Below are 13,820 nucleotides of genomic sequence, written 5' to 3' on the forward strand. Positions count from 1 at the left end.
GTTTTGCGTTCAGCGTCCGATCCGGCGCTGGGCCAACTCGGCCGCGGTGTGCGCCACCCGGCGTGCCTGATCGCCCTTGCCCCGCCGGTGCAGCACGAGCACGACCGCGAGGACGACGAGCGCGAGCGCCACGACCACCGCCGCGATCAGCGCGAACCGGACCAGCAGCACGGTGAGCACGGTTTCCACAGCAACCCTCCTTTATATCCCAACTGTGATAAAAAGAAGTTAGCACAGCTGTGATACAAAGGCCAGGTGCCGAAGATCGTGGATCCGGAGAGCAGGCGGGCGGAGGTGGCCGACGCGCTGTTCCGGCTGGCCGTGCGTGAGGGGCTGCACCGGGTGTCGCTGCGGACGGTGGCGGCCGAGGCCGGCCTGAACGTCGGCTCCGTCCGGCACTACTTCGACGGCCAGGCTGAGCTGATGCGTTTCGCGATGCGGACGGTCATCGACCGCGTGTCCGCCCGGCTGACCGAGAAGGTCGAAGCCCTCGGTGACGTCGGCCGGCTGTCCCCGGCCGAGCGTCGCGCGGCGCGGACCGAACTGCTGGCCGAACTGCTGCCGCTCGACGACGCCCGGCGGGCCGAGGTGACGGTGTTCCTCGAGTTCGCGGTGGCTTCACGCACCGACGAGCGGCTGGCGGACCTGGCGCGCGAGGCGGCGTCCGGGACGCGGGCACTGGTTCGCCGCGTCCTCGCCGCGCTGGACCTCGACGATCTCGACACCGAGGTGCGGCGGCTCACGGCGCTGATCGACGGCCTGAGCCTGAACGGGGTCCTGCACCCGGACCTGTGGTCACCCGCGGCGGCGCTGTCGGCGCTCCGGACCCACCTCGACGCGCTAGACCAGTCCTAGCTGCCGGGCCCGCACCCCGGCCTGGAAGCGGGACGTCGCGCCCAGCGCGTCCATCAGCTCCGCCACCCGCCGCCGGTAGGTGCGCACGCTCAGCCCCAGCGCCCGCGCGGCCGTCTCGTCCTTGCTGCCCGCGGCCAGCTCGTCGAGTATCCGTGGCGCCAGCGCCCTGACCTCGGCGAACTCCGTCTCGTAGATCGCCAGCTCGGTGCCTGCCCGCCAGGCGGCGTTGAAGAGGCTCGTCACGCTGCCGATCACCTCGGGGCTGGTGACGACCGTGTAGCCGCGCTCGCCGCTCGCCGCGTCGCCCGCCAGGATCGCCACCTTCCGGTCCAGCACGATCGTCTCGTTGATCTCGTCGAGCGTGATCCGGATCCGCGCGCCCAGCCGCTCCCGCTCGCGCAGGTGCGCCACCCCGCCCGGCTGCAGCAGCGACGCGGGCCGGTACAGCTTCCGCACGGTCCGGCCGGCCATGTCCTGCTGCCGGCTGTGCGGCACCTGGTGCGCCGTCGCCCACGTGTGCAGGTCGTTCGCGGCGCAGAAGATCTCCCGCGCCGAGGAGAACAGGTGGGCCGTCCGCGCGAACAACTCGGCCTCACCGCGCACCAGCACGTCCATGACGACCAGTGTGGCAGCAAGTTGCCAAGCTGCGGCGCGTCCGCGAGCGCCGGACCAACCTGGAGCCATGACCGAAACGATCAACGCCGGTACGGCAGGCACCTGGCAGCTCGGCGACCTCACCGTGAACCGCATGGGCTACGGCGCCATGCGCCTGGCCATCTCCGGCGACGGCCGGCTCGACCGCGACCAGGCCATCGCCGTCCTGCGCCGGGCCGTCGAACTGGGCGTCAACCACATCGACACCGCCGCCTTCTACTTCTCCCCGCTGCGTTCGGCCAACGAGCTGATCAGCACCGCGCTCAACCCCTACCCGGACGACCTGGTGATCACCACCAAGGTCGGGCCGGGCCGCGCGCTCGACGGCTCGTTCCTGCCGGAGGCGACCCCGGAGCAGCTGCGGCTGCAGGTGGAGGAGAACATCGGGCAGCTCGGCCGGGACCACCTCGACGTCGTCAACCTGCGCATCGGCAGCACCCTGGACCGCGGCGCCGGCTCGCTCGCCGACCGGTTCGGCGCGCTCGCCGAACTGCGGCAGGAGGGTCTGATCCGGCACCTGGGCATCTCCAACGTCGGCCCGGAGCACCTGGCCGAGGCGCAGGCCATCGCGCCGGTGGTGTGCGTGCAGAACCAGTACGGCCTCACCGTCCGGCGCGAGGACGACGACTTCGTCCGCCTGTGCGCCGACCAGAAGGTGGCGTTCGTCCCGTTCTTCGCCATCGCCAGCGGCGCGGAAGACGAGACCGTCACCGCGATCGCGCGGGACCACGGTGTCAGCCCGGCGCAGGTCCGGCTCGCCTGGACGCTCCACCAGGGGCTCAACGTGCTCGCCATCCCGGGCACGGGCAGTGTCGAGCACCTCGAGGAGAACATCGCGGCGGCGTCGCTGCGGCTGTCCGAAGCGGAACTCGCGCGGCTCGACGGGGTGAATGGTCACGAGCCGGGACGAGGTGAGTAAACGCAGGTTGAACCAGTTGCGAACACGCGTTGTGAAGGTGTCACAGCCATCACGAGAAGGCAGCCAGGACTAGGCCAAACGGCCACCTCCATGCTTACGATTCACCCGTGAGTGCACCCGGTGCGGTCCTGCTGGCCGTCGGCTGTCTGCTGGTCGGCCTGATCGCCGGTTTCCTCGTTCCGCGGCTCAACCGCAGGCGGGCCCAGCGGCGGCCGGTGGGCCCCACCGTGGCGGAACTGCTGCTCAGGCTGGTGCGCTCGTCGAACAACGGGATCCTGGTGCTGAACCGCTTCGGCGACCTGGTGCTGTTCAACCGCCGCGCCGAGGCGCTCGGACTGGTCCAGGCCAATCGCGCCGACCCGCGTGCGCGGGTCGCGGCCGAGCAGGTCGAGGAGACCGGCGACCCGATGGAGATCGACCTGTCGCCGCTGGAGGCCCGCGGCCGCCAGCCGGAGGCCGTGGTCGCCGAGATCCGCCCGCTCGGTGAGGGGTTCACCGTCGTCGAGGCGGTGGACCACTCCGAGGCCGCCCGGCTGGAGGCCGTCCGGCGGGACTTCGTCGCGAACGTCAGCCACGAGCTGAAGACCCCGGTCGGCGCGATCGCGCTGCTCGCCGAGGCGGTGCTGGACGCGGCGGACGACGTCGAGGAGGTGCGCCGCTTCGGCGGCAAGATCCTGCACGAGTCGACCCGGCTGGGCACGCTCGTCAGCGAGCTCATCGCGCTGTCCCGGCTGCAGGGCGCCGAGCGGCTGCCCGACCTGAACGTGGTCGAGGTGGACGCCGTCGTGCGGGAGGCGCTCGGCCGCACCCGCCTGTCCGCGGAGTCCCGCGAAATCGAGATCACCACCGACGAGCCGAGCGGCCTGCTCGTCGAGGGCGACCGGACGCTGCTGGTCACGGCGTTGTCGAATCTGCTCGACAACGCGGTGAACTACTCGCCGCAGGGCAGCCCGGTGTCGATCAGCAGGCGCCTGTCCGGCGGCATGGTCGAGATCGCGGTCACCGACCGCGGCATCGGCATCGCCGAGGAGGACCAGCAGCGCGTCTTCGAACGCTTCTACCGCGCGGACAAGGCGCGCTCGCGCGCCACCGGTGGCACCGGCCTCGGGCTGGCCATCGTCAAGCACGTCGCCGCCAACCACGGCGGCGAGGTCAAGCTATGGAGCATGCCGGGCACGGGATCGACGTTCACGCTGCGGATCCCGATGCACCAGTCCGGGCGCAACGGGGACGGAACCCCCGCGGCCCCGGACGGACAGACCCCCGCGCAGCTGTCGCGGCTCGTCGTGACCGCGGCCAAGGACGGCCGGAACCAGGGAGGAAAGTAGTGACGAGAGTGCTCATCGTCGAGGACGAGGAGTCCTTCGCCGACCCGTTGGCCTTCCTGCTGCGCAAGGAGGGGTTCACGGCCGCGGTCGCCACCAACGGCCAGCAGGCCCTGGACGAGTTCGACCGCAACGGCGCCGACATCGTCCTGCTCGACCTGATGCTGCCCGGCATGAGCGGCACCGACGTGTGCAAGCAGCTGCGGCAGCGCTCGGCGGTCCCGGTGATCATGGTGACCGCCCGGGACAGCGAGATCGACAAGGTCGTGGGCCTGGAGCTGGGCGCCGACGACTACGTGACCAAGCCGTACTCGGCGCGCGAGCTCATCGCCCGCATCCGCGCGGTGCTCCGCCGCGGCGGCGAGACCGGCGGGGACGGCGAGCTGGCGCCGCTGGTGCTCGCGGCCGGCCCGGTGCGGATGGACGTGGAACGGCACGTGGTCACCGTCGACGGCGGCGAGGTGTCGCTGCCGCTCAAGGAGTTCGACCTGCTCGAATACCTGCTGCGCAACGTCGGCCGGGTGCTCACGCGCGGTCAGCTGATCGACCGGGTGTGGGGCGCGGACTACGTCGGCGACACCAAGACGCTGGACGTCCACGTCAAGCGCCTGCGGTCGAAGATCGAACCGGACCCGGGCTCGCCGCGGCATCTGGTCACCGTCCGCGGGCTCGGGTACAAGTTCGAGTCCTGAGCAAGCAGAGGTGGCCTATCCGGCACTTTGCGGCCGCACACGGTGGGGACCGGTACCGTAGGGCTTTGTGCGCCTAGGGGTCCTCGACGTCGGTTCCAACACCGTCCACCTGCTCGTGGTGGACGCGCACCGTGGCGCGCACCCGACGCCGATGCACTCCGAGAAGACCGTGCTGCGGCTGGCCGAGCAGATCACCAAGAACAACCACCTGTCCAAGCAGGGCGCGCAGGCGCTGGTCGAGGCCATCGAGAACGCGAAGGCCGCCGCGGCGAGGCTCGGGTGCGAGGAGCTGATGGCGTTCGCCACGTCGGCGGTGCGCGAGGCGGACAACAGCTCCGACGTGCTGCGGAAGGTCGCGGACGAGACCGGTGTCGAGCTGACCGTCCTGTCCGGTGTTGACGAAGCGCGGTTGACTTTCCTCGCGGTGCGCCGGTGGTTCGGCTGGTCGGCCGGTCAGTTGCTGGTGCTCGACATCGGGGGCGGTTCGCTGGAAGTCGCGATGGGGATCGACGAGGAGCCGGCGCTCGCGGAGTCGCTGCCGCTCGGCGCGGGCCGCATCACCCGCACCCGGTTCGCCCACGACCCGCCGACCCGGTCCGAGCTGGTCTCGACGTCGGCGTGGCTGGAGGACCAGCTGGCGCCGCTGGCGAAACGGGTCGCCAAACTCGGTGTGCCGGACCGCGTGGTGGCCACCTCGAAGACCTTCCGGTCCCTGGCCAGGCTGACCGGGGCGGCTCCCTCGGCAGCCGGTCCGCGGGTACGCCGTACCCTGTCCCAGACCGCACTGCGGCAGCTCATCGCGTTCATCTCCCGGATGGAGGCGGCTGACATCGCCGAGCTGGAAGGGGTCAGCGCGAGCCGCGCGCACCAGCTCGCCGGTGGGGCTCTGGTGGCGCAGGCCGCGATGCGGGCGCTGTCGCTGGAAGAACTGGAGATCTGTCCCTGGGCGCTGCGAGAGGGCGTCATCCTGCGGCGACTTGATCACTCCAACGGTGACGAGGCGACTGTTCGCCGCGGCAGAACCACCGGTGACAGCAACCGGCTGGACCTCGGTGAGCTCGATCAGGCACGGTGAAAGGCGGAAGGATGCGTAAGGCGGTGGTGGGCGTGTGCAGTACACGAGCCCGCGTCTTGTGGCCCTACGCGCTGTTTGGGATGACACGATGAGCCGAGAGAGCCGAGAAGACCGCTCGCAGAAGACCGTCGCCGAGTTGCTCGCCCTGCACGGCGGCAACATCGAGGGCAGGCGGCGCCGCCGGCGCGCGGCCGACGACGACGCGCCGGAGGAGAACGAGGGCCCGCGCCGCGCCCAGGACCCGACGGAGACCGGCCCGCAGGCGATCATCGACCGGGTCCGCGCCGACGGTGCGGGACCCAACGGCGCGCCGCCCGGGCGCAACGGCGGCCGTCGTGCCATGCCCGACTCGCCCGGCCGCCAGGACTCGGGTGGGTTCCGCCGCCCCGAACAGGGCCCGCCGCCGGGACCGCCCGCTCCGCCCGGACAGCAGGTTCCGCCGGGTCACGCCGGCCCTCCCGGGCCGCCTGGACAGCAGAGTTCGGCGGCGATGCCGCGACCGGTCCTGCCGGACAACCCCGGGCAGCCCGTGCCGCCCGGACAACAGAGCTCCGCGGCCCTGCCGCGGCCGGTGACGCCCGAGCCGCCCGTTGCCCCCGGTCAGCCAGTTCCTCCCGGTCAGCAGAGCTCGGCTGCCCTGCCGCGGCCGGTCACCCCGGAGCCGCCCGGCCCGGGCGCCCCGCCGCGCCGCGGTCAGCAGGACTCGGGCGGGTTCGCGCGCCCGAAAACCGGCGCGCTGCCGCCACCGCCGCAGGACTCGATGCCGCTGCGGCGCCCGCACCCGCAGGACTCCGGTTTCGTGCGCCGTCCGCCCCAGGAGTCGGGGGCGCTGCCGCTGCCCCCGCAGGAGTCCGGCGCGCTGCCCGTGCCGCCGGCGGAGGCCGTGCCGCCGCTGCGCCGCCGCCCGCCGGGCGAGGAGACCAGCACCGGGCTGGCCGCCCGCCTGGACGGTCTCGACGCCCCGGTCGACCCGGACGCGCCGCCTGCCGGGGGCCGGGCCACCGGCACGTTCCCGCCGCCGCGTCGTCCGCGTCGCGCGCCGGCTCGCGCCACCCCGCCGCCGGACCCGAGCACCGAGCAGTTCGAGCCGGTCGGCGAGGTCAAGCCGGCCGAGGAACCCGCTCCGGACGCGCCGCCCGCCGGGCTGTCCGCGCCGCCGGCGGGGTTGCAGCGCTGGCGCCGTGGCCGCGAAGAGACCCCGGCGGAGGAGGAGACCGAGGTCGGTCTGATGCCGCCGGTGCGGGACGCGCCGGACGCCGACGAGCCCACCGGGTTCCACGCGCCGCCGCATCTGCCCGGCCGTCCGCCCCAGGACGACCCCGGCGAGGCGCTCGAGGCCACCGGATTCCACGACCCGTTCGCCGACGATGACGACGACGTCAACGAGTTCGGCGACTTCGGCCCCGCCGAGGAGGCCGCCGAGCAGCCCTACGACTACGACGACGAGCCCGCGGCGGACGCCGACGAGCCGGCCCGCGCGAAGAAGCGGGAGGCGGAGCCGTCGCCTGCCAAGCAGTGGCTGTCGATGGCCGGCCAGCTGGCCGGTGGCGTGGTCGGTGGCGCGGCCGTGTGGCTGGGCTTCAACTGGCTGTGGGGCCAGATCCCGGCCGCCGCGCTGATCGCCGCGCTGGTCGTGATCGTCGGACTGGTGTGGATCGTGCGGCGCATCCGCCGCGCGGACGACATCCAGACCACGGTGCTCGCGGTGCTGGTCGGTCTCGTGGTGACCGTCTCGCCCGCGGCGTTGTTGCTCTTGTCGAGGTAGCGCGAACGTGCCGGTACCGGTCGGGATGTCCACCGCGTCGGTCTGGCCGTTGCGGGCCGGCGCCGGTTTCGAGCTGGCCCAGCGGCTGGGTTACGACGGGGTCGAGGTGATGGTCTGGGTCGACCCGCTCAGCCAGGACGTCGGGGCGTTGCGGCGGTTGTCGCGGCAGACCGGGGTGCCGGTGCTGTCCGTGCACTCGCCGTCGCTGCTCATCACGCAGCGAGTCTGGTCGCCGGACCCGGCGGTCCGGCTGCGGCGCAGCGTCGAGGCGGCCATCGAGCTGGACGCGCGCACCGTCGTCGTGCACCCGCCGTTCCGGTGGCAGCGCCGCTACGGCGACATGTTCGCCGACCTGGTGGCCGAGCTGGAGGACGAGACCGGGGTCGAGATCGCGATCGAGAACATGTTCAAGGTCCGGCCGCCGGGTGGCCGCCGGGACGCCAGGGTGTCCGCGTTCCGGCCGTCGATCGACCCCACGGAAGTCGGGTACCGCCACTACACGCTCGACCTGTCGCACAGCGCCGCGGCGGGCATGGACGCGATGGAGCTCGCCGAGCGGATGGGCCGTGGCCTGACGCACGTGCACCTCGCGGACGGGACGGGTGTCCCGAAGGACGAGCACCTCGTCCCGGGCCGTGGGAACCAGCCGTGCGCGGAGCTGCTGGAGAAGCTGGTCGCGGCGTCGTTCACCGGTCAGGTGGTTCTGGAGGTCAACACGCGGCGCGCGGTGAGCGCCGCGGACCGCGCCCGCGATCTTGCCGAGGCCCTGCTGTTCGCGCGCTTCCACCTGGGCCAGTGAGGCATATTACAAGATCAACTTCTCGGGTTGGGGGGCGGCGCAGATCATGGGCTTCCGATAGATGAACACGTAAAGTTTCCGCTGTGAACCCGCTGCGCTCGCTGATCCTCGCCGCTGCCGGAAGCGAGGTGGTCCGCCACCTCGTGGCGACAACCCCGGGAACCTCGGGAGTGGTCGAGCGGTTCGTCGCCGGGAACACCATCGCGGACGCCGTGACGCGCGTGGCCCGGCTGGTGGACGACGGCCTGTGGGTGACGCTGGACCACCTCGGCGAGGACGTCACCGAAACCGGGCAGGCGGAGCGGACGGTCCAGACCTACCTCGCGCTGCTGGACCGGCTCTACGCCGAGGGGCTGGCCGCGCGGGTCGAGGTGGGCGTCAAGCTGTCCGCGCTGGGCCTTCGGCTGGACGAGCGGCTCGCGCTGGACAACGCGTACCGGGTGTGCGCGGCGGCCGAGCAGTGCGGCACCACCGTCACGCTCGACATGGAGGACCACACCACGACGGACGCGACGCTGCGCGTGCTGGCCGAGCTGCGCCGCACCTGGCCGTGGGTGGGCGGCGTGCTGCAGGCGTACCTGCGCCGCACCGAGGACGACGTGCGCGCGCTGGCGGTGGCGGACTCGCGGATCCGGTTGTGCAAGGGGGCCTACGCCGAGCCGGAGGAGGTGGCGTTCACGCGGGCGCACGAGGTCGACCTCGGTTATGTCCGCTGTGCGAACTCGCTGCTGGCCGGTGACGGTTACCCCATGTTCGCCACGCACGACCCACGGTTGATCGCCATCCTGGCCGAGCGTGCCCGCTGGTACGGCCGCAAGCAGGGCAGCTACGAGTACCAGATGCTGTACGGGGTCCGCCCCGACGAGCAGCGGCGCCTCGCGGGCGAGGGGGAAACGGTGCGCGTCTACGTCCCGTTCGGGGAGCACTGGTACCCCTACCTGATGCGGCGGCTCGCCGAGCGCCCCGCGAACCTGATGTTCTTCCTGCGCGCGCTGGTAAGCCGTTCGTGAGCGCGGCAGAGGTTCCGGACCCCGCGTCCTTCGAGGCCGCGTGCGCGGTCCGGTCGCTGGGCGACGGCACGCTGACAGCCGACCTGCGACACGAATGGTCCATCGGCACCCACCCGCACGGGGGGTTCCTGATCGCGTTGATGGCCCGCGCGGCGCTGGCCGTGCTGTCCGAACGGGGCGAGCCCTCGACCGATCCGCTGGCCGTGAGCGCCGAGTTCCTCCGGCCGCCCGCGATCGGCCCGGCGCTGCTGCGGACCGACATCCGCAAGGTCGGCCGCCGGGCGACAGTCGTCGCGGTGCGGCTGGAGCAGCGGGGACGCAGCTGCGTCGAAGCGACGGTCACCACCGGGCGGCTGCCGGTGCGGCGGGCGGACTGGGCGGACCTGCCGCAGATGCCGGTCGAACCGCCGCCGCGGGCGATCCACCTGGCCGGGGAGACGTCGGAGGGCGTGTTCAACCTGGCGAAGGGCTGCGACGTGCGGATCGACCCGGCGACCGCCGGGTACCTGGCAGGCCGCAGCGGTGACCCGCGGCTGCGGCTGTGGGTGAAGCCGCGCTACTCGGTCCCGGACACGTACTTCGCGCTGCTCGCGGGCGACATCAACCCGCCGGTCGTGTTCAACCTCGGGCGGATGGGGTGGGCGCCGACGGCCCAGCTGACGGCGCTCGTGCGCGCCCGGCCCGCGCCGGGGTGGCTCCGCGTGCAGGTCGACTGCCGCACGGTGCAGGAGGCGTGGTTCGACTCGGACGCCACGGTGATCGACTCGGCCGGGCGGCTGGTCTGCCAGGCGCGGCAACTGGCCCTGGCACCGGCCCCCTGAGCGGGCTTTGGCACGCTGGTGCCATGACGGTTATCGCGGTTCTCGGGGCGGGGAAGATCGGTGAGGCGCTGCTGGCGGGCCTGCTGCAGGGCGGTCGCAGTGCCGAGGAGCTGCTGTTCACCGAACGCCACCCGGAACGCGCCGCCGAGCTGACCGAGCGCTACGGCATCGCCGGGGTGGAGGTCGCCGAGGCGGCCAAGCGCGCCGACGTGCTCGTCGTCGCCGTCAAGCCGCAGGACATCGAGCCCGTACTGGCCGAGCTGGCGCCGCTGGTCGGGCCGGGCTCGCTGGTCGTGTCGCTGTGCGCGGGCCTGCCCACCAGCCTCTACGAACGGCGGCTGCCGGACGGCGTGCCGGTCGTGCGGGTCATGCCCAACACGCCGATGGTCGTCGGCGAGGCGATGAGCGCCGTGTCGCCCGGCAAGCACGCCACCCCCGAGCACGTCGCCCTGGTGAAGGAGATGCTCGCCACCGTCGGTCAGGTCGTCGAGGTGCCCGAGGCGCAGCAGGACGCCGTCACCGCGCTGTCCGGGTCCGGGCCCGCGTACTTCTTCTTCCTGGTCGAGGCCATGATCGACGCCGGCATCCTGCTCGGACTGCCCCGCGCGGTGGCGGAGAAGCTGATCATCCAGTCCGCCGTGGGCGCCGCGAAGATGCTCGCCGAGACCGACGAGCACCCGGTGATCCTGCGCGAGGCCGTCACGTCCCCCGCGGGCACCACGATCAACGCGATCCGCGAACTGGAGAAGCACGGCGTGCGGGCCGCGCTGCTGGCGGCCATCGAGGCGGCCCGGGACCGGTCCGTCGAACTCGGCAAAGCCCACGAATAAGACCGCTCGCACCGCGTCTGACTAGGCCGAACGGGCTCCGCCGAGTGGGCTCTTTCGCGGGAAAGTACCGGCCGGGCGTCGCATTGGCCCCAGGTGTCCCGCTACCCTCAAGGGTGAAGCACGTGCGTGTCGGTACCGCCCGGTGGGGAAGCCGAGCGGCACGGCACGTGTCGAAGGGCACGGTGACGTATGCCGTCGAACAACAAGGACGTGCCCGCCGTCGGGCAGGTCCAGTTCCTGACGGTCGCCGAGGTGGCCTCGCTGATGCGGGTCTCCAAGATGACCGTCTACCGGCTCGTGCACTCGGGCGAGCTACCGGCCGTTCGCGTCGGCAAGTCGTTCCGGGTGCCCGAGAAGGCAGTCCACGAATACCTGGAGAGCGCCTACTTCGATGTGGGCTAGGCGGGAAGCGGCGGAGCCGTTGCTCTTGCACGCGGGCAACCGGCACCGCCGCGGGTTCTGAGGTGGTTCCTCGCAAGGACAGCGCCGACGTGGTGAACTGGCGTTCATGAGGAGGCGATCCCACAGCGAGGGGCCGCCTCAGGTTCCGCTCCCGCACCGTTGAGCAAGCTGCCTCGATCCGTCCATTAGGCCGGGGGCCCGCGCTGGTGCGCGGGCCCGCCCGGTAACCTTAAAGGCCGCTCGTGCCTGTAGCGCTTCAACTCTTTGGACGTTGCGCTGGGCAGCGTGTGAAGCAGACGAAACGTGAAGGAGCACCTGTGGGCTCGGTGATCAAGAAGCGCCGCAAGCGCATGTCCAAGAAGAAGCACCGCAAGCTGCTGCGCCGGACGCGGATGCAGCGCCGCAAGCAGGGCAAGTAAATCCTGCGCGAACGCCTCTTCACGCGGCCCGTCCAGATCCTGGGCGGGCCGTGCGCTTTTTCCGGCGATCAGTGACCAAAGTCCCTGACCTGGGTTAATAGCGTGTTAGGCCTCCTGACTCCGGCCCGGGTCCGGGGTAGCATCGGCCACTGCCGCGAACTCCACATCCCACACCCTTGTCAGGGGGTTTCATGGCGTCCAATGTCGTGCTGGTCACCGGGGTCGGCGGCGAACTCGGAGGCAGGCTACTGGTACGGCTTGGCAACAACCCGGACCTGGAGCGGGTCATCGGCGTCGACACGGCGCCACCGCCCCGCAAGGTCCTGCAGCGCCTCGGTCACGCCGAGTTCGTCCGGGCCGACATCCGCAACCCGCTGATCGCCAAGGTCATCGACACCGCAGGCGTCGACACGGTCGTGCAGTGCTCGACCACCGTGCACCCGGCGGGCCCGGCCCGCCGCACGGCGATCAAGGAAGTCAACGTCATCGGCACGATGCGCCTGCTCGCCGCCTGCCAGCGCGCGCCCCGGGTGCGCAAGCTCGTCGTGAAGTCCACCGCCGCCGTGTACGGCGCCGGGCCCCGCTCCCCGGCCGTCTTCACCGAGGACTCCGACCTGATCCCGACCTCGTCGAGCGGCTACGCCAAGGACGCCGTCGAGATGGAGGGCTACGTGCGGGGCCTGGCCCGCCGCAGGCCCGACCTCACCATCACCACCACCCGCTTCACCAACGTCATCGGGCCGGACGTCGACACCGTGCTGGCCCGCTACTTCGCGCTCCCGGCCGTGCCGACCGTGCTCGGCTACGACGCGCGCCTGCAGCTGCTCCATTCGTCGGACGCGCTGGCGATCCTGGAGAAGGCGACCCTGGAAGACAAGCCGGGCGTGTTCAACGCCGGCGGCGACGGGGTACTCACATTGTCTCAAGCGATCCGGCGCGCGGGCCGGGTCGAGCTGCCGGTGCCGCGGGCCATGGTGGGCACGGTGGCCAAGATGCTGCGTGGCGCGAGGGTGGACTTCTCGCCGGACCAGGTGCGCCTGCTCAACTACGGGCGGGTCGTCGACACGACGCGGCTGGCCGAGGTGTTCGGTTACCGGCCGCGGTGGTCCACGGAGGCGGCCTTCGACGACTACGTCACCGGGCGCGGTCTGCGGCCCGTGCTGGACGGTGGGCAGCTGGCCGAAGCGGCCGGGAAGGTGCTGGCGGCAGTCCGATGAACGAAGAGAGGAAAGCGGGGCAAGACAAGTGACGACCAGCGCGCAAGCCCAGGTCATCCCCCTGCACGCACCCGGACGCGAGAAGCCGGCCGACGTCGAGGCGCACGCCGGGGAAGCCCCCGCCGACGCGCCCGTCGTGGCGTTCCCGACGAGGAGCGCGCCGGCCGAGGAGCCGCCTGCGCCGGAACGGGACGCGCTGAGCAGGTTCCTCGGGTTCCTGCGGCACCGGCTGACCGGTGATTACGACGTCGACGAGTTCGGGTTCGACCCGGAACTGACCGACAACCTGCTGCTGCCGCCGTTGCGGCTGCTGTACGAGAAGTACTTCCGGGTGACCACGCACGGCGCGGAGAACCTCCCCGCCGACGGTGGCGCGCTCATCGTGTGCAACCACTCCGGCACGGTGCCGCTGGACGCGGTGATGACGGCGGTCGCCGTGCACGACGAGACGCCGGGGCACCGGCACCTGCGCATGCTCGGCGCGGACCTGGTGTTCCAGACGCCGCTGCTCGGGGCGCTGGCGCGCAAGACCGGCCAGACGCTGGCGTGCACGGCCGACGCGGAGCGGCTGCTGTGCTCGGGTGAGCTGGTCGGTGTGTGGCCGGAGGGCTACAAGGGCATCGGCAAGCCGTTCTCGGCGCGGTACCGGCTGCAGCGGTTCGGGCGTGGCGGGTTCGTGTCGGCGGCGCTGCGGACGCGGGTGCCGATCATCCCGTGCTCGATCGTCGGGGCTGAGGAGATCTACCCGAAGATCGGCGACCTGAAGCCGCTGGCCCGCCTGCTCGGGCTGCCGTACTTCCCGGTGACGCCGTTCTTCCCGCTGCTCGGGCCGCTGGGCGCGATCCCGCTGCCGACGAAGTGGCACATCGAGTTCGGGGAGCCCATCCGGACCGACGGTTTCGCCGATGAGGACCTCGACGACCCGATGCTGGTGTTCTCGCTGACCGACCAGGTGCGCGAGTCCATCCAGACGACGCTGTACCGGAGGCTGGCGCACCGGCGGAGCGCGTTCAAGGACTGAGCGGATCCGTGCCATC

Annotated in this window: 16 protein-coding genes; 14 read left to right on the top strand and 2 right to left on the bottom strand. The window is 71.9% G+C overall.

The window, feature by feature from the left end; all coding sequences use genetic code 11:
- Positions 1-9: 9 nt before the first annotated feature.
- Positions 10-189: a hypothetical protein gene (locus AMETH_RS02120; protein WP_017986382.1), complete on the bottom strand. Its 180-nt coding sequence runs from the start codon at positions 187-189 to the stop codon at positions 10-12.
- A gap of 66 nt (positions 190-255) precedes the next feature.
- Here AMETH_RS02120 and AMETH_RS02125 point away from each other — a divergent pair, with 66 nt between their 5' ends.
- The gene (locus tag AMETH_RS02125; protein ID WP_017986383.1) at positions 256-855 is read left to right on the top strand and encodes a TetR/AcrR family transcriptional regulator; all 600 of its coding nucleotides are present in this window, start codon (positions 256-258) and stop codon (positions 853-855) included.
- Here the strand turns inward: AMETH_RS02125 and AMETH_RS02130 are convergent.
- Positions 841-1,470 (bottom strand): helix-turn-helix transcriptional regulator, encoded by a 630-nt coding sequence (locus tag AMETH_RS02130; protein ID WP_017986384.1) that lies wholly within the window; start codon positions 1,468-1,470, stop codon positions 841-843. The genes AMETH_RS02125 and AMETH_RS02130 overlap by 15 nt on opposite strands.
- 67 nt (positions 1,471-1,537) lie before the next feature.
- Here AMETH_RS02130 and AMETH_RS02135 point away from each other — a divergent pair, with 67 nt between their 5' ends.
- The 13 genes from AMETH_RS02135 to AMETH_RS02190 all read left to right on the top strand — a co-directional run bounded on the left by AMETH_RS02135 (position 1,538) and on the right by AMETH_RS02190 (position 13,804).
- A complete protein-coding gene (locus AMETH_RS02135; RefSeq protein ID WP_017986385.1) occupies positions 1,538-2,428 on the top strand; it encodes an oxidoreductase in 891 nt (296 codons plus the stop codon).
- Between the two features lie 107 nt (positions 2,429-2,535).
- Positions 2,536-3,756 (top strand): sensor histidine kinase, encoded by a 1,221-nt coding sequence (locus AMETH_RS02140; RefSeq protein ID WP_017986386.1) that lies wholly within the window; start codon positions 2,536-2,538, stop codon positions 3,754-3,756.
- Positions 3,756-4,445, top strand: coding sequence for a response regulator transcription factor (locus AMETH_RS02145; RefSeq protein WP_026153724.1), 690 nt, complete (start codon positions 3,756-3,758; stop codon positions 4,443-4,445). The genes AMETH_RS02140 and AMETH_RS02145 overlap by 1 nt, the downstream gene beginning before the upstream one ends.
- Positions 4,446-4,512: 67 nt before the next feature.
- A complete protein-coding gene (locus tag AMETH_RS02150; protein ID WP_017986388.1) occupies positions 4,513-5,520 on the top strand; it encodes a Ppx/GppA family phosphatase in 1,008 nt (335 codons plus the stop codon).
- A gap of 88 nt (positions 5,521-5,608) precedes the next feature.
- Positions 5,609-7,285, top strand: a complete 1,677-nt coding sequence (locus AMETH_RS02155; protein ID WP_026153725.1) for a hypothetical protein — start codon at positions 5,609-5,611, stop codon at positions 7,283-7,285.
- Positions 7,286-7,310: 25 nt separating this feature from the next.
- The gene (locus AMETH_RS02160; RefSeq protein WP_017986389.1) at positions 7,311-8,084 is read left to right on the top strand and encodes a sugar phosphate isomerase/epimerase family protein; all 774 of its coding nucleotides are present in this window, start codon (positions 7,311-7,313) and stop codon (positions 8,082-8,084) included.
- Positions 8,085-8,167: 83 nt separating this feature from the next.
- The gene (locus AMETH_RS02165; protein ID WP_017986390.1) at positions 8,168-9,094 is read left to right on the top strand and encodes a proline dehydrogenase family protein; all 927 of its coding nucleotides are present in this window, start codon (positions 8,168-8,170) and stop codon (positions 9,092-9,094) included.
- Positions 9,091-9,915, top strand: coding sequence for a thioesterase family protein (locus tag AMETH_RS02170; RefSeq protein ID WP_017986391.1), 825 nt, complete (start codon positions 9,091-9,093; stop codon positions 9,913-9,915). The genes AMETH_RS02165 and AMETH_RS02170 overlap by 4 nt, the downstream gene beginning before the upstream one ends.
- A gap of 23 nt (positions 9,916-9,938) precedes the next feature.
- Positions 9,939-10,745 (top strand): pyrroline-5-carboxylate reductase, encoded by an 807-nt coding sequence (proC, locus tag AMETH_RS02175; RefSeq protein WP_017986392.1) that lies wholly within the window; start codon positions 9,939-9,941, stop codon positions 10,743-10,745.
- Positions 10,746-10,934: 189 nt separating this feature from the next.
- The gene (locus tag AMETH_RS02180) at positions 10,935-11,147 is read left to right on the top strand and encodes a helix-turn-helix domain-containing protein (RefSeq protein ID WP_017986393.1); all 213 of its coding nucleotides are present in this window, start codon (positions 10,935-10,937) and stop codon (positions 11,145-11,147) included.
- 317 nt (positions 11,148-11,464) lie between these two features.
- On the top strand, positions 11,465-11,566 hold the full coding sequence (locus AMETH_RS36295) for a 30S ribosomal protein bS22 (RefSeq protein ID WP_017986394.1): 102 nt from the start codon (positions 11,465-11,467) through the stop codon (positions 11,564-11,566).
- A 191-nt stretch (positions 11,567-11,757) separates the two neighbouring features.
- Positions 11,758-12,783 carry an NAD-dependent epimerase/dehydratase family protein gene (locus tag AMETH_RS02185; protein WP_017986395.1) on the top strand — a complete coding sequence of 342 codons (1,026 nt, stop codon included), beginning with the start codon at positions 11,758-11,760 and terminating at the stop codon, positions 12,781-12,783.
- Between the two features lie 28 nt (positions 12,784-12,811).
- Entirely contained in the window at positions 12,812-13,804 is a 993-nt protein-coding gene (locus AMETH_RS02190; protein ID WP_017986396.1) for a lysophospholipid acyltransferase family protein, read from the top strand.
- The last annotated feature ends 16 nt before the right edge of the window (positions 13,805-13,820 follow it).

The sequence above is a fragment of the Amycolatopsis methanolica 239 genome, assembly GCF_000739085.1.
Taxonomy (GTDB): domain Bacteria; phylum Actinomycetota; class Actinomycetes; order Mycobacteriales; family Pseudonocardiaceae; genus Amycolatopsis_E; species Amycolatopsis_E methanolica.

Bases quoted from the DNA above. Each gene is read 5' to 3' on its own strand.
- AMETH_RS02130 (WP_017986384.1), bottom strand. From the start codon at position 1,470: ATGGACGTGCTGGTGCGCGGTGAGGCCGAGTTGTTCGCGCGGACGGCC.
- AMETH_RS02135 (WP_017986385.1), top strand. From the start codon at position 1,538: ATGACCGAAACGATCAACGCCGGTACGGCAGGCACCTGGCAGCTCGGC.
- AMETH_RS02155 (WP_026153725.1), top strand. From the start codon at position 5,609: ATGAGCCGAGAGAGCCGAGAAGACCGCTCGCAGAAGACCGTCGCCGAG.
- AMETH_RS02160 (WP_017986389.1), top strand. From the start codon at position 7,311: ATGTCCACCGCGTCGGTCTGGCCGTTGCGGGCCGGCGCCGGTTTCGAG.
- proC (WP_017986392.1), top strand. From the start codon at position 9,939: ATGACGGTTATCGCGGTTCTCGGGGCGGGGAAGATCGGTGAGGCGCTG.
- AMETH_RS02180 (WP_017986393.1), top strand. From the start codon at position 10,935: ATGCCGTCGAACAACAAGGACGTGCCCGCCGTCGGGCAGGTCCAGTTC.
- AMETH_RS02185 (WP_017986395.1), top strand. From the start codon at position 11,758: ATGGCGTCCAATGTCGTGCTGGTCACCGGGGTCGGCGGCGAACTCGGA.